Below are 17,162 nucleotides of genomic sequence, written 5' to 3' on the forward strand. Positions count from 1 at the left end.
ATAGCATAAGCCAGCGAGGAGCAAGGCTCATCACTGGCTTAATCGACAACAAAATTTGACAGGGCATGCTAAACACATGCCCAAGTACTTTAAATATTCGTTTTACAGGCCACGTTTTAGCATGTAATAAGCTGCGTTATGACGAAGCTCTGTTTTGAAACCACGGATCGTCGTATCGTTATCGATGATCATCGTTTCAACGCCAGCCATTTCAGCAAAATCGATAATCATATCGGTTGTTACTGCTTGGCTGTATGCAGTGTGGTGTGCACCACCGGCGTGGATCCATGCAGCTGATGCTACAGATAGATTTGGTTTTGGTTCCCAAAGCGCTGAAGCAACCGGTAAGTGAGGTAAATCAGCTGGCGGAGCCACTGTATCTACTTCGTTGATTAGAATACGGAAACGGTTACCCATATCAATTGGTGATACGTTGATTGCAGCACCCGGTTTTGCTGTAAACAATAAACGACCTACATCACATTTCACGCCGATAGTGTGCTGGTGAACTTCAAGACGTGGCTTTTGTGCTGCAATTGAAGGACACACTTCTAACATGTGCGCGCCAAGTACTTGGTCAGTCTCACCCATGTTGTAAGTGTAATCTTCCATGAATGAACAACCACCGTCACGGCCTTCACCCATTACTTTCATGATGCGAACCATAGCAGCTGTTTTCCAGTCACCCTCACCACCGTAACCATAGCCTTTCGACATTAGGCGCTGTGTAGCAAGACCCGGAAGACCAGACAGGCCTGATAAGTCTTCAAAACAGTTAGTGAATGCTTTAAAGCCGCCTTTCTCTAAAAAGCGCTCCATACCAAGCTCTAAGCGTGCTTCGTTGCGTAGCATTTTCACAGCGTAATCGTCTTGTAGAGTTTCGTCAGCAATTACGTAGTCTTGCTTATAAAGCTCTAACTGTGCATCAACTTCTTCTTCAGTGATAGTATCAACCACTTTTACAAGCTCAGCGACACCAAACGCGTGTACTTCATAACCAAAGGTTATTTGCGCTGAAACTTTGTTACCTTCAGTAACTGCAACTTGACGCATGTTGTCGCCAAAACGCGCAACTTTAAGTGTTTGGCTTTCTGCCCAACCTTTTGCCGCACGACACCAGTCATCTAACTGCTGTTGTACGTCAGCACGTTGCCAGTGACCTGCAACAACTTTACGCTCTTTACGCATTACAGTACCGATGAAACCGAACTCACGGTCACCGTGTGCACTTTGGTGCGTATTCATGTAGTTCATGTTGATATCAGACCAAGGAAGGGCTGCATTGAACTGAGTATGAAGGTGTAACCAAGGCTTACGTAATTCGCTTAGGCCAGCAATCCACATTTTCGCAGGTGAGAAAGTGTGCATCCATAATACTAAACCAACACAGTTAGGATCCGTATTTGCCGCTTGGCAAACAGCGTGAATTTCTTCAGGTGACTTAACGGTAGGCTTACATACCAAGTTTACTGGTAGATTAGCTTCGCTGTTTAAGCCCGCTACAATTGCTTCGCTGTCTTTGGCAACCGTTTCTAACACCTTAGGACCATAAAGATGTTGTGAGCCGGTAACAAACCAGACTTCTTTCGTCATCGTCGTCATGTTAATAATCCTCTAAATTCTTGCTATTTGCTCTGACCGTAATACGCGTTTTTACCGTGCTTACGTAGATAATGTTTATCCATCACTGCTTTTTTAAGTTCAGCTGCGTGTGGATCTAAAGTGCGTGTTAAATACGCCATGCGTGCAATCTCTTCGAGTAGCGCGGCATGGTATACAGACTGAGCGGCATCTTTACCCCACGTGAAAGGCGCATGACCCGCAACAATCACCATAGGTGCAGCTTTCGGATCGCGGTCTTGATACGCATCAGTAATTTGAATACCGGTTTCTAATTCATAATCGCCATTCACTTGCTCATCGGTTAGCTCACGAGTACAGGTGATGTCACCGTGTACATAGTCAGCGTGAGTTGTGCCAAGGCAAGGAATGCTTTGTTTTGCTTGCGCCCATGCAGTTGCATAGGTCGAATGCGTGTGTGTTACACCGCCAATTGAATCAAAGTGGCGATATAAATGAACATGTGTTTTTGTGTCAGAAGACGGACGCATAGACCCTTCAACAATGTTGTTTTCAAGGTCAACGATCACCATGTCGTCGGCTTTCATTTGGTCGTACGATACACCACTTGGTTTAATCGCAATCACGCCTTTGTCGCGGTCGATTTGCGATACGTTACCAAAGGTATAAATTACTAAGCCACGACGTTGCAGCTCCATGTTCGCTTCATAGACTTCACGTTTTAGTTCAGTAAAACTCATGCTTTGTCTCCGTTTACATAGCTTGCAAGTGCTTGGTAGTTGGCATAAAGCTCGTCATACACAGCAACGCGCTCAGGGTTTGGTAAATACTGATGACATACAGACGACGCCATAACTTTTTGAGCATCTGCCACTGTTGCGTGCTCACCCGCAGCAACCGCAGCCATAATTGCCGCACCCAATGCACAGCTTTGCTCACTTTCTAAAACGTCGATTGGGCAGTTCCAAACATCAGCGCAGGTTTGCATTACGTAGTCTGATTTTTTAGAGATACCGCCGATAACAACCACTGACTCGATTGGTACGCCTTCGCTACGGAAGCGCTCAGTGATAGCACGTGCACCAAACGCAGTTGCTTCAACAAGCGCTTTGAAGAACTTAGGTGCATCAGTGCCCATTTTTAAGCCTGTTAATGCCATGGCAACGCTTTGGTCAGCATCTGGCGTACGACGACCATTAACCCAATCAAGCGCCGTTACATCGTTGCTTGTTACAGGCAGTGCTGCCGCTGCTTTTGATAGATCAACTAAGATTGAATCTTCTAGCTTGTTAACTAACGCTTGTTCAGCGTCAGATAGATTTGTAAGTTGGCGAGTTGGCCAAAGTACTAGGTTCTTGAACCATGCGTATAAGTCACCGAATGCAGATTGACCGGCTTCTAAGCCAATTAACCCAGGGATTACTGAGCCATCAACTTGACCACAGATACCTTTAACGCAAGTATCACCTAGTTGTTCTTTAGACGTTACTGTGATGTCACAAGTTGAAGTACCCATTACTTTGGTTAGAACACCAGGGCGAACATTGGCTGCTACTGCGCCCATGTGACAGTCAAATGCACCGTAACCAATCACGATACCTTGTGGTAAACCTAGCTTCTCGGCCCACTCAGCAGTTAAGTTGCCAGCAACTTGGTCGCTTGGCTCTGTAGTTGCATTTAACGTATCAACAACACCATCTAATAGTGGATCGATATTGCTGAAGAAACTGTTTGGTGGGAAACCGCCCCACTGCTCGTTCCACATTTGTTTGTGGCCCGTTGCACAACGCCCTAGCTTTAATGCTTCAGGGTGTGTTGTGCCGCACATTAGCGCGGTCATCCAATCGCAGTGCTCAACCCATGAATATGTGGCTGCTTTAACACTGCTATCAACGCGGAAAATATGTAATGCTTTGGCCCAGTACCACTCAGACGAGTAGATACCGCCCATATGTGAAAGGTAGTTCACATCGTTGTTAGTTGCAGCTTCAGTGATTTCATTTGCTTCTTTAATTGACGTATGGTCTTTCCACAAAATGAACATTGCATTTGGGTTTTCTGCAAATTCTTCAGTTAATGCCAGTGGTGTACCTTGGCTATTAATTGCCACAGGCGTTGAGCCAGTCGTATCAAAGCTCATACCCACTACTTTGTCTGCAGTATCCGCTGGAACTTGTGACCATAGACCATTTACTACTTCTACAAGGCTATCAATATAGTCTTGTGGATGCTGACGAAACTGATCCTTACTTGGGTCACAATATAAGCCTTGTGCCCAGCGCGGGTAGTTTACTAAATGGCTGGCAAGTTCTTCACCAGTCGCGACATCAACGAGTAATGCTCTTACCGAGTCTGACCCGTAGTCTAATCCCAACGTATAACGAGACATAATTACCTTTCACTAATTGCTTACTAACATTGTTAGTCATTATCTTTATTTGTATGATAATATCAACAATACCGGATTGTAAAGGTATTATAAAAATATTATTAACAGGATTATTTGCTGCTGGCGGGCGATTTATTGCGCAGTTTCTCTGGAAGATTAGATTGTTTTTTCAGCACAAATAATAGGTTAAAGCCACTACATTAACTTTTGTATGATAAGAATGGGATAACTATGTCTAGTCAATTAGAACAACTTAAAGCAGTGACAACCGTTGTTGCTGACACGGGTGATTTTGAAGCAATCAACGAATATAAACCGCAAGATGCAACAACAAACCCATCACTAATCTTAAACGCGATTCAAATTGAGAAATATCGCCCACTTGCTGCCGAAGCCGTATCATGGGCAAAAGCACAAAGCAGTGACGCAGCTGAAGTTGTAACAAAAGCAGCTGACAAGCTAGCGGTATTAATTGGCTCTAAATTAATGGAGCAAGTGCCGGGTTTAGTTTCAACAGAAGTGGATGCGCGTTTATCATTTGATACTCAAGCAACTATTGATAAAGCACTTGAGCTTGTTGCTTTATATAAAGAGCAAGGTATCGACACATCGCGCGTGTTAATCAAAATTGCTTCTACATGGGAAGGTATTCAAGCGGCTAAAGTACTTGAAGCGCAAGGTATCCGTTGTAACCTAACGCTGGTATTTGCATTTGCTCAAGCACGCGCTTGTGCCGAAGTAGGTGCTTACCTAATTTCACCATTCGTTGGTCGTATTCTTGACTGGTACAAAGCACAAGATGCAAGCGCTGATTTCGACGGCGCTAACGATCCAGGCGTTAAGTCAGTCACGCATATCTATAACTACTTCAAAAAGCACGGCTACGACACGATTGTAATGGGCGCAAGCTTCCGTAACATCGGTGAAATCCAAGAATTAGCAGGTTGTGACCGTTTAACTATCAGCCCTAAGTTACTTGCTGAACTAGCTGCAACTGACGCACCTTTAACTCAAAAACTATTACCAGCAACTGAAAAAGCAGAAGCGCCAGCAGCCATGACTGAGCAGGCTTTCCGCTGGGAAATGAATGAAGATGCTATGGCAACTGAAAAGCTAAGCCAAGGTATTCGTCAATTCGCAATTGACCAAGAGAAACTAGAGTCAATCTTAAGCGAACTAGTTTAAACCGATTGTTTAAGCAGCAAAAAGCCCGCAAACCAAAGTTTGCGGGCTTTTTTATTACCTACACATCATCACAAATGTAGGTTTATCGTGTTGCGATTACGATAATTTTTCGCCAGTCACATTATTCAGCAAGTAATGCATTTGCTTTTGCAACTAGATTTGCCACTGTGAAACCAAAATGCTCAAGCAATACGGCACCAGGCGCTGACTCACCAAATGTGTCCATGCCTAGTACATCACCATCTTGGCCAACATACTTGAACCAGAAGTCACGGTGCGCAGCTTCAACAGCAATCTTTGGTGTACCCGCTGGTAGCACGCTTTGACGGTATGCTTTGTCTTGGCTGTCAAACTGATTCGTTGATGGCATAGATACAACGCGAACTTGCTTGCCTTGTGCTGTTAATTCAGCAGCAGCATTCACAGCTAGCTCTACCTCAGAACCCGTTGCAATAAGAATAAGCTCTGCAGCTTGTTCGCTATCAACAAGTACATAACCCCCTTTAGCAATGTCAGCAACTTGCTGTGCATCACGTGCCATCGCTTTTGTACCCTGACGGCTGAAGATCAGTGAACTTGGACCGGTTTCTTTTAATAACGCTTGGCGCCAAGCTACCGCAGTTTCAGTTTCATCACACGGACGCCATGCAGTCATATTTGGTGTCATGCGAAGGTTAGCGATTTGCTCGATTGGTTGGTGAGTTGGGCCATCTTCACCTTGACCGATTGAATCATGGGTATACACAAAAATGCTCTGTGCTTTCATTAATGCAGCCATACGTACAGCATTACGTGCGTATTCCATAAACATTAAGAAGGTTGCGCCAAATGGAATAAAGCCACCATGTAATGCAATACCATTCATGATTGCGCTCATACCAAACTCACGTACGCCATAGAACACGTAGTTACCATCAGCAGCATCTTGTAAACCTTTTGCTTCTGGCCATAAGGTTAAGTTAGAACCAGCAAGGTCGGCAGAGCCACCCATTAGTTCAGGAAGCTGGTTAGCAAAGAAGGTGATCGCATTTTGTGATGCTTTACGTGTCGCAATGTTTTGCATGTCGGCTTGGCATTTAGCAATGTACTCATCAGCTAATTCAGCGAAGTTAGCTGGTAATGCTTTTTCAAGAACACGGCGTGTATATTCTTTTGCAAGTTCAGGGTGTGCTTTGCTATAAGCTGCAAATTTTTGCTGCCATGCACCTTCAAGTTCTTGGCCTTTCGCTTGATTATTCCACTCGTTATAAACCTCTTGTGGAACTTCAAATGCAGGGTGCGGCCAGTTTAGCTGCTCACGTACAGCGGCGATTTCGTCGTGACCAAGTGGTGCGCCGTGACAGTCGTGGCTACCTGATTTATTTGGCGAGCCAAAACCAATCACTGTTTTACAACAAATTAGTGTTGGTTGCGTAGTGTTGCTTTGTGCCGCTTCGATTGCACCCGCAATTGCATTCATATCGTGACCATCAACATCACGGATAACTTGCCAACCGTAAGCTTCAAAACGTGCAGGTGTATCGTCGGTGAACCAACCTTCTACTTCACCATCGATAGAGATGCCATTGTCATCCCAAAATGCGATTAGCTTGCCTAGACCTAACGTACCTGCCAGCGAACATGCTTCGTGCGAGATACCTTCCATTAAACAGCCATCACCCATAAAGCAGTAAGTGAAGTGATCAACAATATCAAACTTTGGCTTATTGAATTGCGCTGCTAAGGTTTTTTCAGCGATTGCCATACCCACTGCGTTAGCAATACCAGAACCTAATGGGCCCGTAGTTGTTTCAACACCCGGAGTATAACCATATTCTGGGTGACCCGGTGTTTTAGAGTGAAGCTGACGGAATTGCTTAATATCTTCGATGCTTACGTCATAACCGCTTAAATGTAACAATGCATATTGCAGCATTGAACCATGGCCATTTGATAACACAAAGCGGTCACGGTTAGACCAGTCTGGGTTTAATGGGTTATGGCGGTGAAAGTTTTGCCACAATACCGCTGCAATATCAGCCATACCCATAGGCGCACCTGGGTGGCCAGAGTTAGCTTGTTGAACGGCATCGACAGCAAGTATGCGAATAGCATTTGCAGATTGAGAACTAGGCAGAGTCATCTTATTAGCTTCCTGTTAATATTATAATATAATTAATATCGCAAAAACTCACCCAAATAGCAACTTAATAAACCGCCAGCCCCCGTATAAACGGGAGCTAGCAACCTATTATTTGTTAATTATAAATACTTTAACCAAGGCTTATTAGCCTTACGCTTGTATTCACTAAACTTCTTGGTTGGCCAATAAAGTCCTATTGCCAGCAATAAAGTAATAAACCAAATACTAGATATATCACTGACTCCTAAGTATTGCCCTTGATTTGCCCCCCAGATCAGCATGCCTATTTGATACATAAATAGCAGTACATACAGGTGGAAAATATAAAAAAACATAGGCACAGAGCCATACACTCGCAGCGCATTCGTAAAGCGGTTAAGTGGTCTTTCAAATAACCATAAGCCAACAAACATGCCTGCTAACGTGATCAGCAAAAAGCTCAGTGACGGTGGGTACTTAGTCACGTTAAATACCGACATCATGGTTTCGGTTGTGGTGCTAAACGTTTGCCACGGCAAGGTTTCACCATAAATATTAAAACCACGCAGCAGCGCAAATAACCCCACACATAACAGCGCTAACAGCAGCAATGCTCGTTTACGCGAATCTGCCGCTTGAGTGTGCGCATATAAAGGGCCTGCACAGTAACCCAATAAAATTACGCCAATCCAAGGCAGCACTGGGTAGCTAATTTTGACGTCGATTAAACCGCCTTGTGATAGATAGCCTCGGTCATGCAAAATCGTCCACAGCGAGTAGCCAAACTCATCGGGCGTAAAGCTGATTGGGGTCAGTAAATTATGGCCAAATACAATAATCAAACCAAGTACTAACAATAGATTGCGTGGCAGCTTAATCAGTAATGCTAACACCAGCATACATAGACCAATCGCCCACATCACTTGCAGCCATATTGTGTGGTAGTAACCCATCCACGAAAAACAAATCAGGGTCACTTCGAGAGCGATTAAAAAAAGCCCTCGCTTGATTAAAAAGCTTCGAGCCGAGCGCGCCACACCACTTGCTGGGTGACTATAAAGCCACGCCGACAAACCGGTTAAAAAGATAAAGGTTGGCGCACAAAAGTGCGCAGCAAAGCGGCTCCAAAAAAGCCCCGGCGAAGTGGTATCAACCACCATGGGATCGGCCACCTGCATGTGCAAGAAAAACCGCTCTCGCACGTGATCAAGTAACATCAGCAGAATAACGACACCACGCATGATGTCGATACTGTGAATACGGCTTTTAACTTGCTCAGAAGTCATAGCTTAAACCTAATTTGAATTGTGTTGGCGCACCCGGGTAGGCCCACAATGCATTGTAAGAGCTGGCGATATACTGCTCATCAAACACGTTATCAACATTCAGTGACACAGTTGCACGTTCAGTCGCTCGCCATTTAGCAAATAAACCAACGGTTTGATAGCTAGGTAATCGGAAGGTTAAATCAGCAGGGTCACCTAAACGGTCAGACACATATTGATAATGACCGCCAATCTTTATGTCTTGTGCAAATACACTTAGGTCATGGTTTAAGCCAATCGAAAGATTATTCTTCGGTACGTTCACAAGTGGGCTGCCTTTAGGAATTGGCACTAACCAATCAACATTTATGCTGTCTGTGGCAGTTTCGGCATCAACATAAGCATAGGATAGGGTGTACTCAATGTTATCACCCAATGACCCTGTTAAGTCTAACTCAAAACCTGTGCTATTTGCTTTACCAACAGGTGCTGAATAACCCACATTTACTGGATCTGCCACCAGCATATTGCTCTTACTTGCATCAAAATAAGCAAGCGTACCGCTGATATTGGCGTAACTAAACTTAACACCCACTTCAAACGAGTCACTTTCTTCAAAACCAAATGGCTTACCCTCAGCATCGGTGCCACTTAGTGGTAAAAATCCTTCTGAATAGCTTGAGTAAAGGTTAATGTCGTCATTAAGTGCGTAAACCACACCAAAACGTGGACTAATGCGGTTTTCTTTGCTGTTTGATGCCACACCAGACTTAGTCTCAAAAATATCTTGTTCAATTTCATCAAAACGCAGACCTAACATCACTTTTAAGTTATCGGTTAGATCTAGTTGGTCTTGCAGGTAAATACCGTACGCATTTTGCTGTTCGTTATTTTCGTACTGCATGCCCACTTCAGGGCCTTCAGTAGTGCTGTACTCTGGCTCATAAATATCAATGGTGTAAGTGCCATTACCACCACGGTAGCGATAAAGCCCAGTGCGCAGCTCATAATCGTAACCATCAACACCAATCAGTACATGGTTGGTGATACCGGCAACATCAAAGTGACCGCTTAATTCAAAACGCAGCGATAAATCATCAGACTCATAGTCACGATATCTGTGCTGGCGAGTTAAAGTTCTACCATCATCAAATAATGACTGACGTGATGGTGAAAGCTCAGCATCTGACGAATAACCCGTTAACGTTGCAGTACGGTAACTGGCACCTAATAACAAACTCCAATCTTGGTTTAGATCGTTGCTGTAATTTAATTGATGACCGCGTGAGTGCACCTTAGTTGGCGCATCATTTGGATTACCTAAAAAGCGCGATTCAGGCACGGTATCAAAATCACCATTTAGCACCACAATACCGCGGTCATACATTTGCTGTTGGTCAACATACTCAAACTCATAGGTCAGTGATGAGTTATCGTTAATTTGATAATAAAGCGAAGGAGTAATGACGAATTTGTCATGGTGAACATAGTCTCTAAAGCTGTCGCTATCTTGCCATGCACCATTGATTCTAAATGCTAAATCATCGCTTAGACCATTAGTGTAATCACCTTGAATACGCTTGTGATCATCGCTACCTAACTCGGCTTGAAGTTGCCCTTGCTGATAAAACTGTGGCTTTTTAGTAATAATGTTTACTGTGCCACCCGGCTCCGAACGGCCATAGAGTGCCGAGCCCGGCCCTTTTAATACTTCGATGTATTCAATATTTGATACATCACGCGGGCCAGCAAAACCGCGACCACCACTAAAGCCATTAACTAAATATCCAGACGGCATATTTTCGTTACCCGACAAACCACGTATTGAGTAGCTATCCCACAGCGCCCCGCCATTATTTTTACGGCTGATACTGGCAGAAAAATCCAGTGCGTCACGAAACTTAGTGATACCGTTATCGGTGAGCATGTCTTTACTTAATGTGGTGATCGACTGTGGTAAATCTTTTGTTGGAATATCACCACGGAACGCTTGTTTATGCTCAATGGTGATCGTTTCTATATCGCTGTTATCAGCTGCATATGTATTCGCTGCAAACGCCGCAGCTAAGGCTAAACTAAGAGTTGAGTACTTCATAAGGCTTAATTGTAGAAATTGATAGATATGTTTTGTTATAAAATAACACAAATAAATAGATTGATATAGTATAACAAATCACTTTGTTCCGAATTTTTACCTATCTTTTTTTGTTTACATAATGCAAATTCATCTCTAGTATCAAAAATGAATAAAAAACAATCAAGTTAGGGAAAACTATGAATAAAATTATTTTTTCATTCTCACTTATCTGTTTATCAGCAAGTACGCTTGCAAACCCAGACTTATCTCGTAAATTTCCATTTGTAGATATTCAAGCGCAAGTTCTCGATACCACTACGAATACGCCTAGTTGGCAACGGCTGCCACCAATGACTCATGTACAGTACCCAACGGGACTGCTAAATCGACAAGGCAGTGGCTGTGCAGTTGTCAACTTTCAGGTAACACCAGAAGGCAACGTAAAAAACCTTAATATCGAAAACTCAGCACCTAAGCGTTTTAGTAAAGAAGTAAGAAAAGCTGCAAGACAAATAGTGAGAGACTGGCATTGGCCTGAACGCACCGATGAACAGGTGATTGAGTTAACCATGCGTTTTGACTACTGCTTAACACACGACTTCGATAAAAAGAGTGAAGCCGTAGCCATGTGTGTTGAACATTCAGAACAAGCCTGCGAGTAAACAATAAATTTGCCATTTAGATACTTGAGCCAATGCCAGGTATTGCCTACAATGGCGCACAATTTATTCAATGCAGATCGCAACTATGACTGATACACAAAAACCAGAATTACCAAACCAACTTTCTATCAACCCACGTAGTAAATTTTATGTGGAAGAAGTTTTCGAGCATGAAATTGGTGTAAAACTTAACGGCAAAGAGCGTTTTGACGTTGAAGAATATAATATCAGCGAAGGCTGGATCAAAATCGCTTCTCCAAAAGCGCTAGATCGCCGCGGCCAACCTTTACTATTAAAAGTAAAAGGCACTGTAGAAGTATTCTACAAGTAATGATTTGTCGGCTAAAGCCTGCTTTAGCCGACACTCCCCTAAATACATAGCTCCATTCCATCGTTTGATTTTTAGACACATTTTGTAACACTGCGTTCATCGCAACTGCATCGCTATTTAAAACTGAATTGTTATGATGTAACAGTTCCCAAAATAGGATGTAATCCCATGAAAAAACTAACAACGTTGGCACTGGCCATGGCTGCGACACTGGCACCTTGGGCATCAGCTTACGAAACTAAAGATACGCGCTTATTGCGCTTTCCAGATATTCATAATCAAAATGTTACCTTTGTATACGGTGGTGATATTTACATTGCTAATACGCAAACAGGCGAGAGCAAACGCTTAACCGACCATGTTGGCTTTGAAACCTTTCCGAAGTTTTCACCTGACGGTAAACGCATTGCCTTTGCAGCCGAATACAATGGCAGCCGCCAAATTTATGTAATTAACAGCGATGGTTCTGGCTTAAAACAACTCACTTACTACAACGATGTTGGCCCAATGCCACCACGCGGTGGTTTTGATTATCGTGTTCTCGATTGGACACCTGATGGCAAAAATGTGGTATTTCGTGCTAACCGCACACCGTGGGGTAAACGTATGGGTCGTCCATACATGGTGCCTGCTGACGGTGGCCTTGAGCAGCCTCTTGCTATCCCTGAAACGGGCGGCGGTATGCTTTCGCCAGATGGTAGCAAATATGTTTACACCCCGATTGACCGTGAATTTCGTACTTGGAAACGCACCCGAGGCGGTCGCGCACAAGATGTTTGGGTTTACGATCTAAAAAACAATACCTCAGAGCAGCTAACCAGTAACCGCGCTACCGATCAGCAACCAACCTGGGTTGGCGACAACATTTACTTTGTATCTGACCGTGATTACACCCTTAACCTGTATCAGTACCAAAAAGGCGCTGAGCCTAAGAAGCTAACCAACCATAAAGACTTTGACGTACTGTGGCCATCAGCTGGCCCAAATGCTGTTGTTTATGAAAATGGTGGTTACCTTTATCGCTTTGACCCAAAAACTCAAAAAAGCACTAAGCTGAGCATTAACATTGCTGGTGTGCGTCAATACGCAATGCCGTACACAAAAAATGTGAGTGACTTTATCGATTCAATGTCGATTTCTCATGATGGTAAACGTGCACTCTTTACTGCCCGCGGTGAGCTATTTAGCGTACCGGTTAAACAAGGCCCAACACGTAATTTATCTTACACAGCAAAAGGCCGCGAGATTGACGCAAGCTGGTCGCCAAATGGTCGTTATATTGCTTATATGAGCGATGAAAGCGGCGAATACGAAATTTACTTAAAAGATCGCAGCGACAACAATGCCACTAAGCAGCTAACCAGCAACGGCACTATTTGGCGTTTTACACCAATTTGGTCACCTGATAGCTCAAAACTGTTATTTGCAGATAAGAACCACACACTCTGGTGGATAGACGCAAAATCAGGTAAACAGCACAAAATTGATACCAGCATCTACGATGAAGAAGGTATTCGCCAGTATACTTGGTCACCAAATAGCGAAGACATTGTGTATGTAAAAAACAATGAAAACCGCTATGCCTCACTGTGGCACTACAATATTGATAAAAAGAAAGTGACTCGCTTAACGGATGAAATGACCAATGAGCAAAACCCAACTTTCTCTCCTGATGGTCAATATCTGTACTTCAGCTCTGAGCGCGACTTTAACTTAGCCTTTAGCAGCTACGAGTTTGACTACATGTTTAATCGTGCAACGCGTATTTATGCCGCTGCCGTAAATGACAGTATCAAACCACTTATCGCACTACAAAGTGATGAAACAGCGATCGTCAGCGATAAACAAAAAGATGACGATAAGAAAAACAGTAATACCCTGCAAAGCAGCGACTTTATGCAGCGCGTTACCGCTTTAAATGCGCCAGCTGGAGATTATCGCAGTTTAACGGCTGTAAAAGATGGCGTGCTAACACTGGCTAATGGCGGCCTACAATTAATAGGCACAGCTCACGACAGCGAGCTTGAAACTGTGGCTAAAGGGGTAAGCAGCTATACTATTTCGAGTAATGGTGAACACCTGTTAGTGCATGCGGGTAACGATTACAGCTTAATTGAGCCAAAAGCAAAACAAGACCTAGCAGCGAATAAGCTAGATCTTAGTAACATGACCTTAAAAATTGAGCCACAAATCGAATGGCAGCAAATGTATGTTGAAGGCTGGCGTACATTACGTGATTGGTTCTACGACGAGAACCATCACGGCCAAGATTGGGACGCAATTTTAGCCAAGTATCAACCTATGGCTGATGCTATCTCACACCGTAGTGACTTAGATTACATTCTCAGTGAAATCGCAGGTGAAATTAACTCAGGCCACATTTATGTGCAGTCGGGTGATATGCCTAAAGCAGAGCGTAAAAAGCACGGCTTATTAGGTGCAAAACTTGCCAGCGATCCATCTGGATACGTAAAAATTGAGCAAATCTTCCAAGGCGAAAACTGGCATGAAGACTTCCGCTCACCACTTGGTACAACAGGGGTAAAAGCACATAACGGCGACTACATCATTGCCGTAAATGGCCGCTCAGTAAAAGACGTAGCTAACTTCTACGAATTGCTAGAGAACACCCAAGGTGAGCAAGTTGAGCTAGTTCTTAACAGTAAACCGCGCAGCAAAGGTGCATGGCAAGTTACCGTTAAGCCTGTAGCGAGCGAACAAGGTTTGCGTTATTTAGATTGGGTTAACTCTCGTGCAGCCTACGTTGATAAGCTATCAAATGGCCGTATTGGTTATGTTCACTTACCAAATACAGCCTACGAAGGTAACCGCGCCATGTTCAAAAACTACATGCCGCAAACCACCAAAGACGCCATGATTATTGATGACCGATACAATGGCGGCGGCTTTATTCCTGAGCACATGATCACCTGGCTTGCCCGTAAACCGCTTAATTATTGGAAGCGCCGTGGTGTTGAGCCAACTAAAACACCACAATTTGCTCATGATGGTCCAAAAGCCATGCTGATCAATGGTTACTCAAGTTCAGGCGGTGACGCTATTCCTTACTACTTCCGCCAAGCAGGGTTAGGTAAGCTCATTGGTACCCGTACTTGGGGTGGATTAATTGGTATTTCAGGTAATCCAAGCCTTGTCGATGGCGGCCAAGTTATCGCGGCCACATTCCGCATTTTAGATAACGATGGCAACTGGATCATCGAAAACGAAGGTGTCACCCCTGATATCAAGGTTGTTGATCGCCCAGAGTTAATCTACCAAGGTAAAGATCCATCGATTGAACGTGCCGTAGAAGAGCTATTAAAAGAGCTAAAAGACAACCCGAAAAAGCCACTCACCGTGCCACCAGCACCGACTGACTTTTAATTCTTAACTGGTTGTTAAAAAGTAAAAAACCCCGCAGTAATGCGGGGTTTATTTTTGCTAAATGCCTAACATTCAAACTTATATATACAAATTTATTACCTTATGTTTTTAACACTCTTTGATAAATAGTGAATTACCCTGTTTGATTAGCACTATATTTCTGCTATTTTGTTCGCTCAATGGATTGATTTTAATATAGGGATATTATGTCTAATTTTGACTTATGCTTTAATACTAAAAGCAGAACAAACTTACCAATTAACGAAAATGACCTTAAACTTTTAAAACAGTTTAGAAAAGATAACCCCCACATTATCGGGAACTTCATTCCTCAAGGTACTCCATTCATTCTTAGAAGTCCTGAACAAGGTGACATGAGTGATTTTAGACGAACACGTCCTGATATTGCTTGTGCACTCGACAGCACAATTTCATGGCCAGAGCATACTAAAAGAAATGTTAGCACTATAGTTAACCAATTTGGTGATGAAAATGCTCTGGCAATTGCAGAATTGTATGAGGCTGAGATTTCCCCTTACATCAATAAAGTAAGAAAAATTACAGAGCTTCCAGTTGCAGGTAAAAAGTTTGATTCCCTGACAGCCCTTGGCGCAGCAGCCACTTCCCTAGAATCTAGCCAAGTTAGGCTAAGTGATTTTGGAAAGTCTATTTTAAAATACCAAGTAAGCTTATTAAAAGTTCGCGAAGCTGCACAAAACAAAGCTCCAAAACTTGAATTAATAAAGTTAGGGAATGCAGCAAAACAAGCTCATTTAGAATTAAATACAAAATTTCAATCTGAGCTGGTTAAATTTAAAGGAAGAATCAAAGCCTCAGCGCGAGGTAATATTTGGTCAAACCCACAGCGGGGAATTAACATAGCTAAAAGCGCTAGAAGCTCAGCTCCTTTGCAATTGTCTTCGTTAGCAAATATTCAGCATTTACGTAAGTTAGAGCAAGGTGCAAATATCGCCGGAAAAGCCATTATAGCTTTAGATGCAGGGCTTCGAATTGACAGCGTTTATAGTGACTACAAAGCTGGGAAAGATTGGCAACGCCGTGCAGTTGTTGAAACAACAGGGTTTGGCTTAGGAACGGCGGCAGGCATTGGTGCGGGAAGTGCAGTAGTCACCGCTGGTGTAGGTATAGCAATAGCAATGGGGCCTGTTGGTTGGGTCATTTTAATCGGTGCTGGCCTTGGGGCTGGTTTTATTGTTGGAAAGGGAGGCGATTTGCTTGGTAAGTCGGTTTCTGGTCAGTTATATGACTTAAGCTCAAGCATTAATTGGTTTTAAATTATGTATGTGATACCAGAAAAGATATTTCTATTCATATCTTTGCCAATAATTATTAGCTATCTAATTTCAACCCTGTGCTTCACTCGTATTTCAATGAAGCACATTGAAAAAAAAATGCGCGAGGAAGGAATACATGAGCCACTTTGGGATAAAGGTATAGGTATAAGGGTGACTATGTATGGAAAAGTTATTAGGCGACAAAAACCTGCAAAAGCTACTGTTGTTAATGATGAAGCAATTTTACGGCACGCCAGACCTATTGATTTAATTCTAGCTCGCGTAATGCATGTATCATTCTTAGGTTTGATGCTAATAATTGCCTATGGTTATTTTGCGTATGATTTAGGGGAAGGCGCTTAATAAACAAGGTTACTTTTAAATGTTTACTATACCTGAAAATATTTTCTGGATTTTAGCTGGACCATCATTTATTGCTTTCTTAATCTCAACTCTATGCTTCACTCGCATTTCGATGAAGCATATTGAGAAAAAAATGCGCGAAGAAGGAATACATGAGCCTCTTTGGGATAAAGGGATAGGTATAAGAGTGAGCATGTATGGCAAAGTAATTCGTCGTCAAAAACCAGCAAAAGCAACCATCGTTAACGATGAGGCAATACTTCGCCACGCACGCCCTATTGACCTTGTACTCGCTCGAACGATGCATTACTCACTCATTATTATGATGATCTTTGCGACCTATGGTTATTTTGCGTATGACTTAGGGGAACGCGCTTATTAATTAAGCTACTCGATTCAACTTATGGAATTACGCCCTGTTTAAATGTTCATCACAACGTGAAAAATGTGCAATTAAGCGCCTATGGGTTGTCATCTAGAGAAAATTTGAGCAATCTAAAAACGCCTTAAAAAATAATAACAAGAGTGA

Annotated in this window: 13 protein-coding genes; 7 read left to right on the plus strand and 6 right to left on the minus strand. The window is 43.1% G+C overall.

Annotated features, from left to right (window positions below):
* Nucleotides 1–102: 102 nt before the first annotated feature.
* Genes araA through E5N72_RS02185 form a run of 3 tightly spaced genes read right to left on the minus strand, consistent with a single transcriptional unit; the run spans nucleotide 103 to nucleotide 3,970 of the window.
* On the minus strand, nucleotides 103–1,602 hold the full coding sequence (gene araA, locus E5N72_RS02175) for an L-arabinose isomerase (protein WP_055198523.1): 1,500 nt from the start codon (nucleotides 1,600–1,602) through the stop codon (nucleotides 103–105).
* Between the two features lie 23 nt (nucleotides 1,603–1,625).
* Nucleotides 1,626–2,321: an L-ribulose-5-phosphate 4-epimerase gene (locus tag E5N72_RS02180; protein WP_063528078.1), complete on the minus strand. Its 696-nt coding sequence runs from the start codon at nucleotides 2,319–2,321 to the stop codon at nucleotides 1,626–1,628.
* Nucleotides 2,318–3,970 (minus strand): ribulokinase, encoded by a 1,653-nt coding sequence (locus E5N72_RS02185; protein ID WP_135923047.1) that lies wholly within the window; start codon nucleotides 3,968–3,970, stop codon nucleotides 2,318–2,320. Before E5N72_RS02185 ends, E5N72_RS02180 begins: the two co-directional genes overlap by 4 nt.
* Before the next feature lie 231 nt (nucleotides 3,971–4,201).
* On the opposite strand from E5N72_RS02185, the gene tal reads away from it, so the two are divergent.
* Nucleotides 4,202–5,155: a transaldolase gene (gene tal / locus E5N72_RS02190; protein WP_135923048.1), complete on the plus strand. Its 954-nt coding sequence runs from the start codon at nucleotides 4,202–4,204 to the stop codon at nucleotides 5,153–5,155.
* Nucleotides 5,156–5,276: 121 nt separating this feature from the next.
* Here tal and tkt read toward each other — a convergent pair whose 3' ends face one another.
* The 3 genes from tkt to E5N72_RS02205 all read right to left on the minus strand — a co-directional run bounded on the left by tkt (nucleotide 5,277) and on the right by E5N72_RS02205 (nucleotide 10,616).
* Complete coding sequence (tkt, locus tag E5N72_RS02195) at nucleotides 5,277–7,277, minus strand: transketolase (protein ID WP_135923049.1); 2,001 nt, start codon at nucleotides 7,275–7,277, stop codon at nucleotides 5,277–5,279.
* Between the two features lie 119 nt (nucleotides 7,278–7,396).
* Entirely contained in the window at nucleotides 7,397–8,542 is a 1,146-nt protein-coding gene (locus E5N72_RS02200) for a heparan-alpha-glucosaminide N-acetyltransferase domain-containing protein (protein ID WP_135923050.1), read from the minus strand.
* Nucleotides 8,532–10,616: a TonB-dependent siderophore receptor gene (locus tag E5N72_RS02205; RefSeq protein WP_135923051.1), complete on the minus strand. Its 2,085-nt coding sequence runs from the start codon at nucleotides 10,614–10,616 to the stop codon at nucleotides 8,532–8,534. The genes E5N72_RS02200 and E5N72_RS02205 overlap by 11 nt, the downstream gene beginning before the upstream one ends.
* Nucleotides 10,617–10,795: 179 nt before the next feature.
* On the opposite strand from E5N72_RS02205, the gene E5N72_RS02210 reads away from it, so the two are divergent.
* From E5N72_RS02210 to E5N72_RS02235, 6 genes are all read left to right on the plus strand, one after another.
* Nucleotides 10,796–11,260: an energy transducer TonB gene (locus tag E5N72_RS02210; RefSeq protein WP_135923052.1), complete on the plus strand. Its 465-nt coding sequence runs from the start codon at nucleotides 10,796–10,798 to the stop codon at nucleotides 11,258–11,260.
* An 85-nt stretch (nucleotides 11,261–11,345) separates the two neighbouring features.
* Complete coding sequence (locus tag E5N72_RS02215) at nucleotides 11,346–11,591, plus strand: DUF3297 family protein (RefSeq protein WP_171040424.1); 246 nt, start codon at nucleotides 11,346–11,348, stop codon at nucleotides 11,589–11,591.
* A 168-nt stretch (nucleotides 11,592–11,759) separates the two neighbouring features.
* Nucleotides 11,760–14,975, plus strand: a complete 3,216-nt coding sequence (locus E5N72_RS02220) for a S41 family peptidase (RefSeq protein WP_135923053.1) — start codon at nucleotides 11,760–11,762, stop codon at nucleotides 14,973–14,975.
* Between the two features lie 206 nt (nucleotides 14,976–15,181).
* Nucleotides 15,182–16,270, plus strand: coding sequence for a hypothetical protein (locus tag E5N72_RS02225; protein WP_135923054.1), 1,089 nt, complete (start codon nucleotides 15,182–15,184; stop codon nucleotides 16,268–16,270).
* 3 nt (nucleotides 16,271–16,273) lie between these two features.
* Nucleotides 16,274–16,633 carry a hypothetical protein gene (locus E5N72_RS02230; protein ID WP_205994284.1) on the plus strand — a complete coding sequence of 120 codons (360 nt, stop codon included), beginning with the start codon at nucleotides 16,274–16,276 and terminating at the stop codon, nucleotides 16,631–16,633.
* A gap of 19 nt (nucleotides 16,634–16,652) precedes the next feature.
* Nucleotides 16,653–17,015, plus strand: coding sequence for a hypothetical protein (locus E5N72_RS02235; RefSeq protein ID WP_135923056.1), 363 nt, complete (start codon nucleotides 16,653–16,655; stop codon nucleotides 17,013–17,015).
* Nucleotides 17,016–17,162 lie beyond the last annotated feature (147 nt).

Source organism: Pseudoalteromonas sp. MEBiC 03607 (assembly GCF_004792295.1).
In the GTDB taxonomy this organism is placed as follows: Bacteria; Pseudomonadota; Gammaproteobacteria; order Enterobacterales; family Alteromonadaceae; genus Pseudoalteromonas; species Pseudoalteromonas lipolytica_C.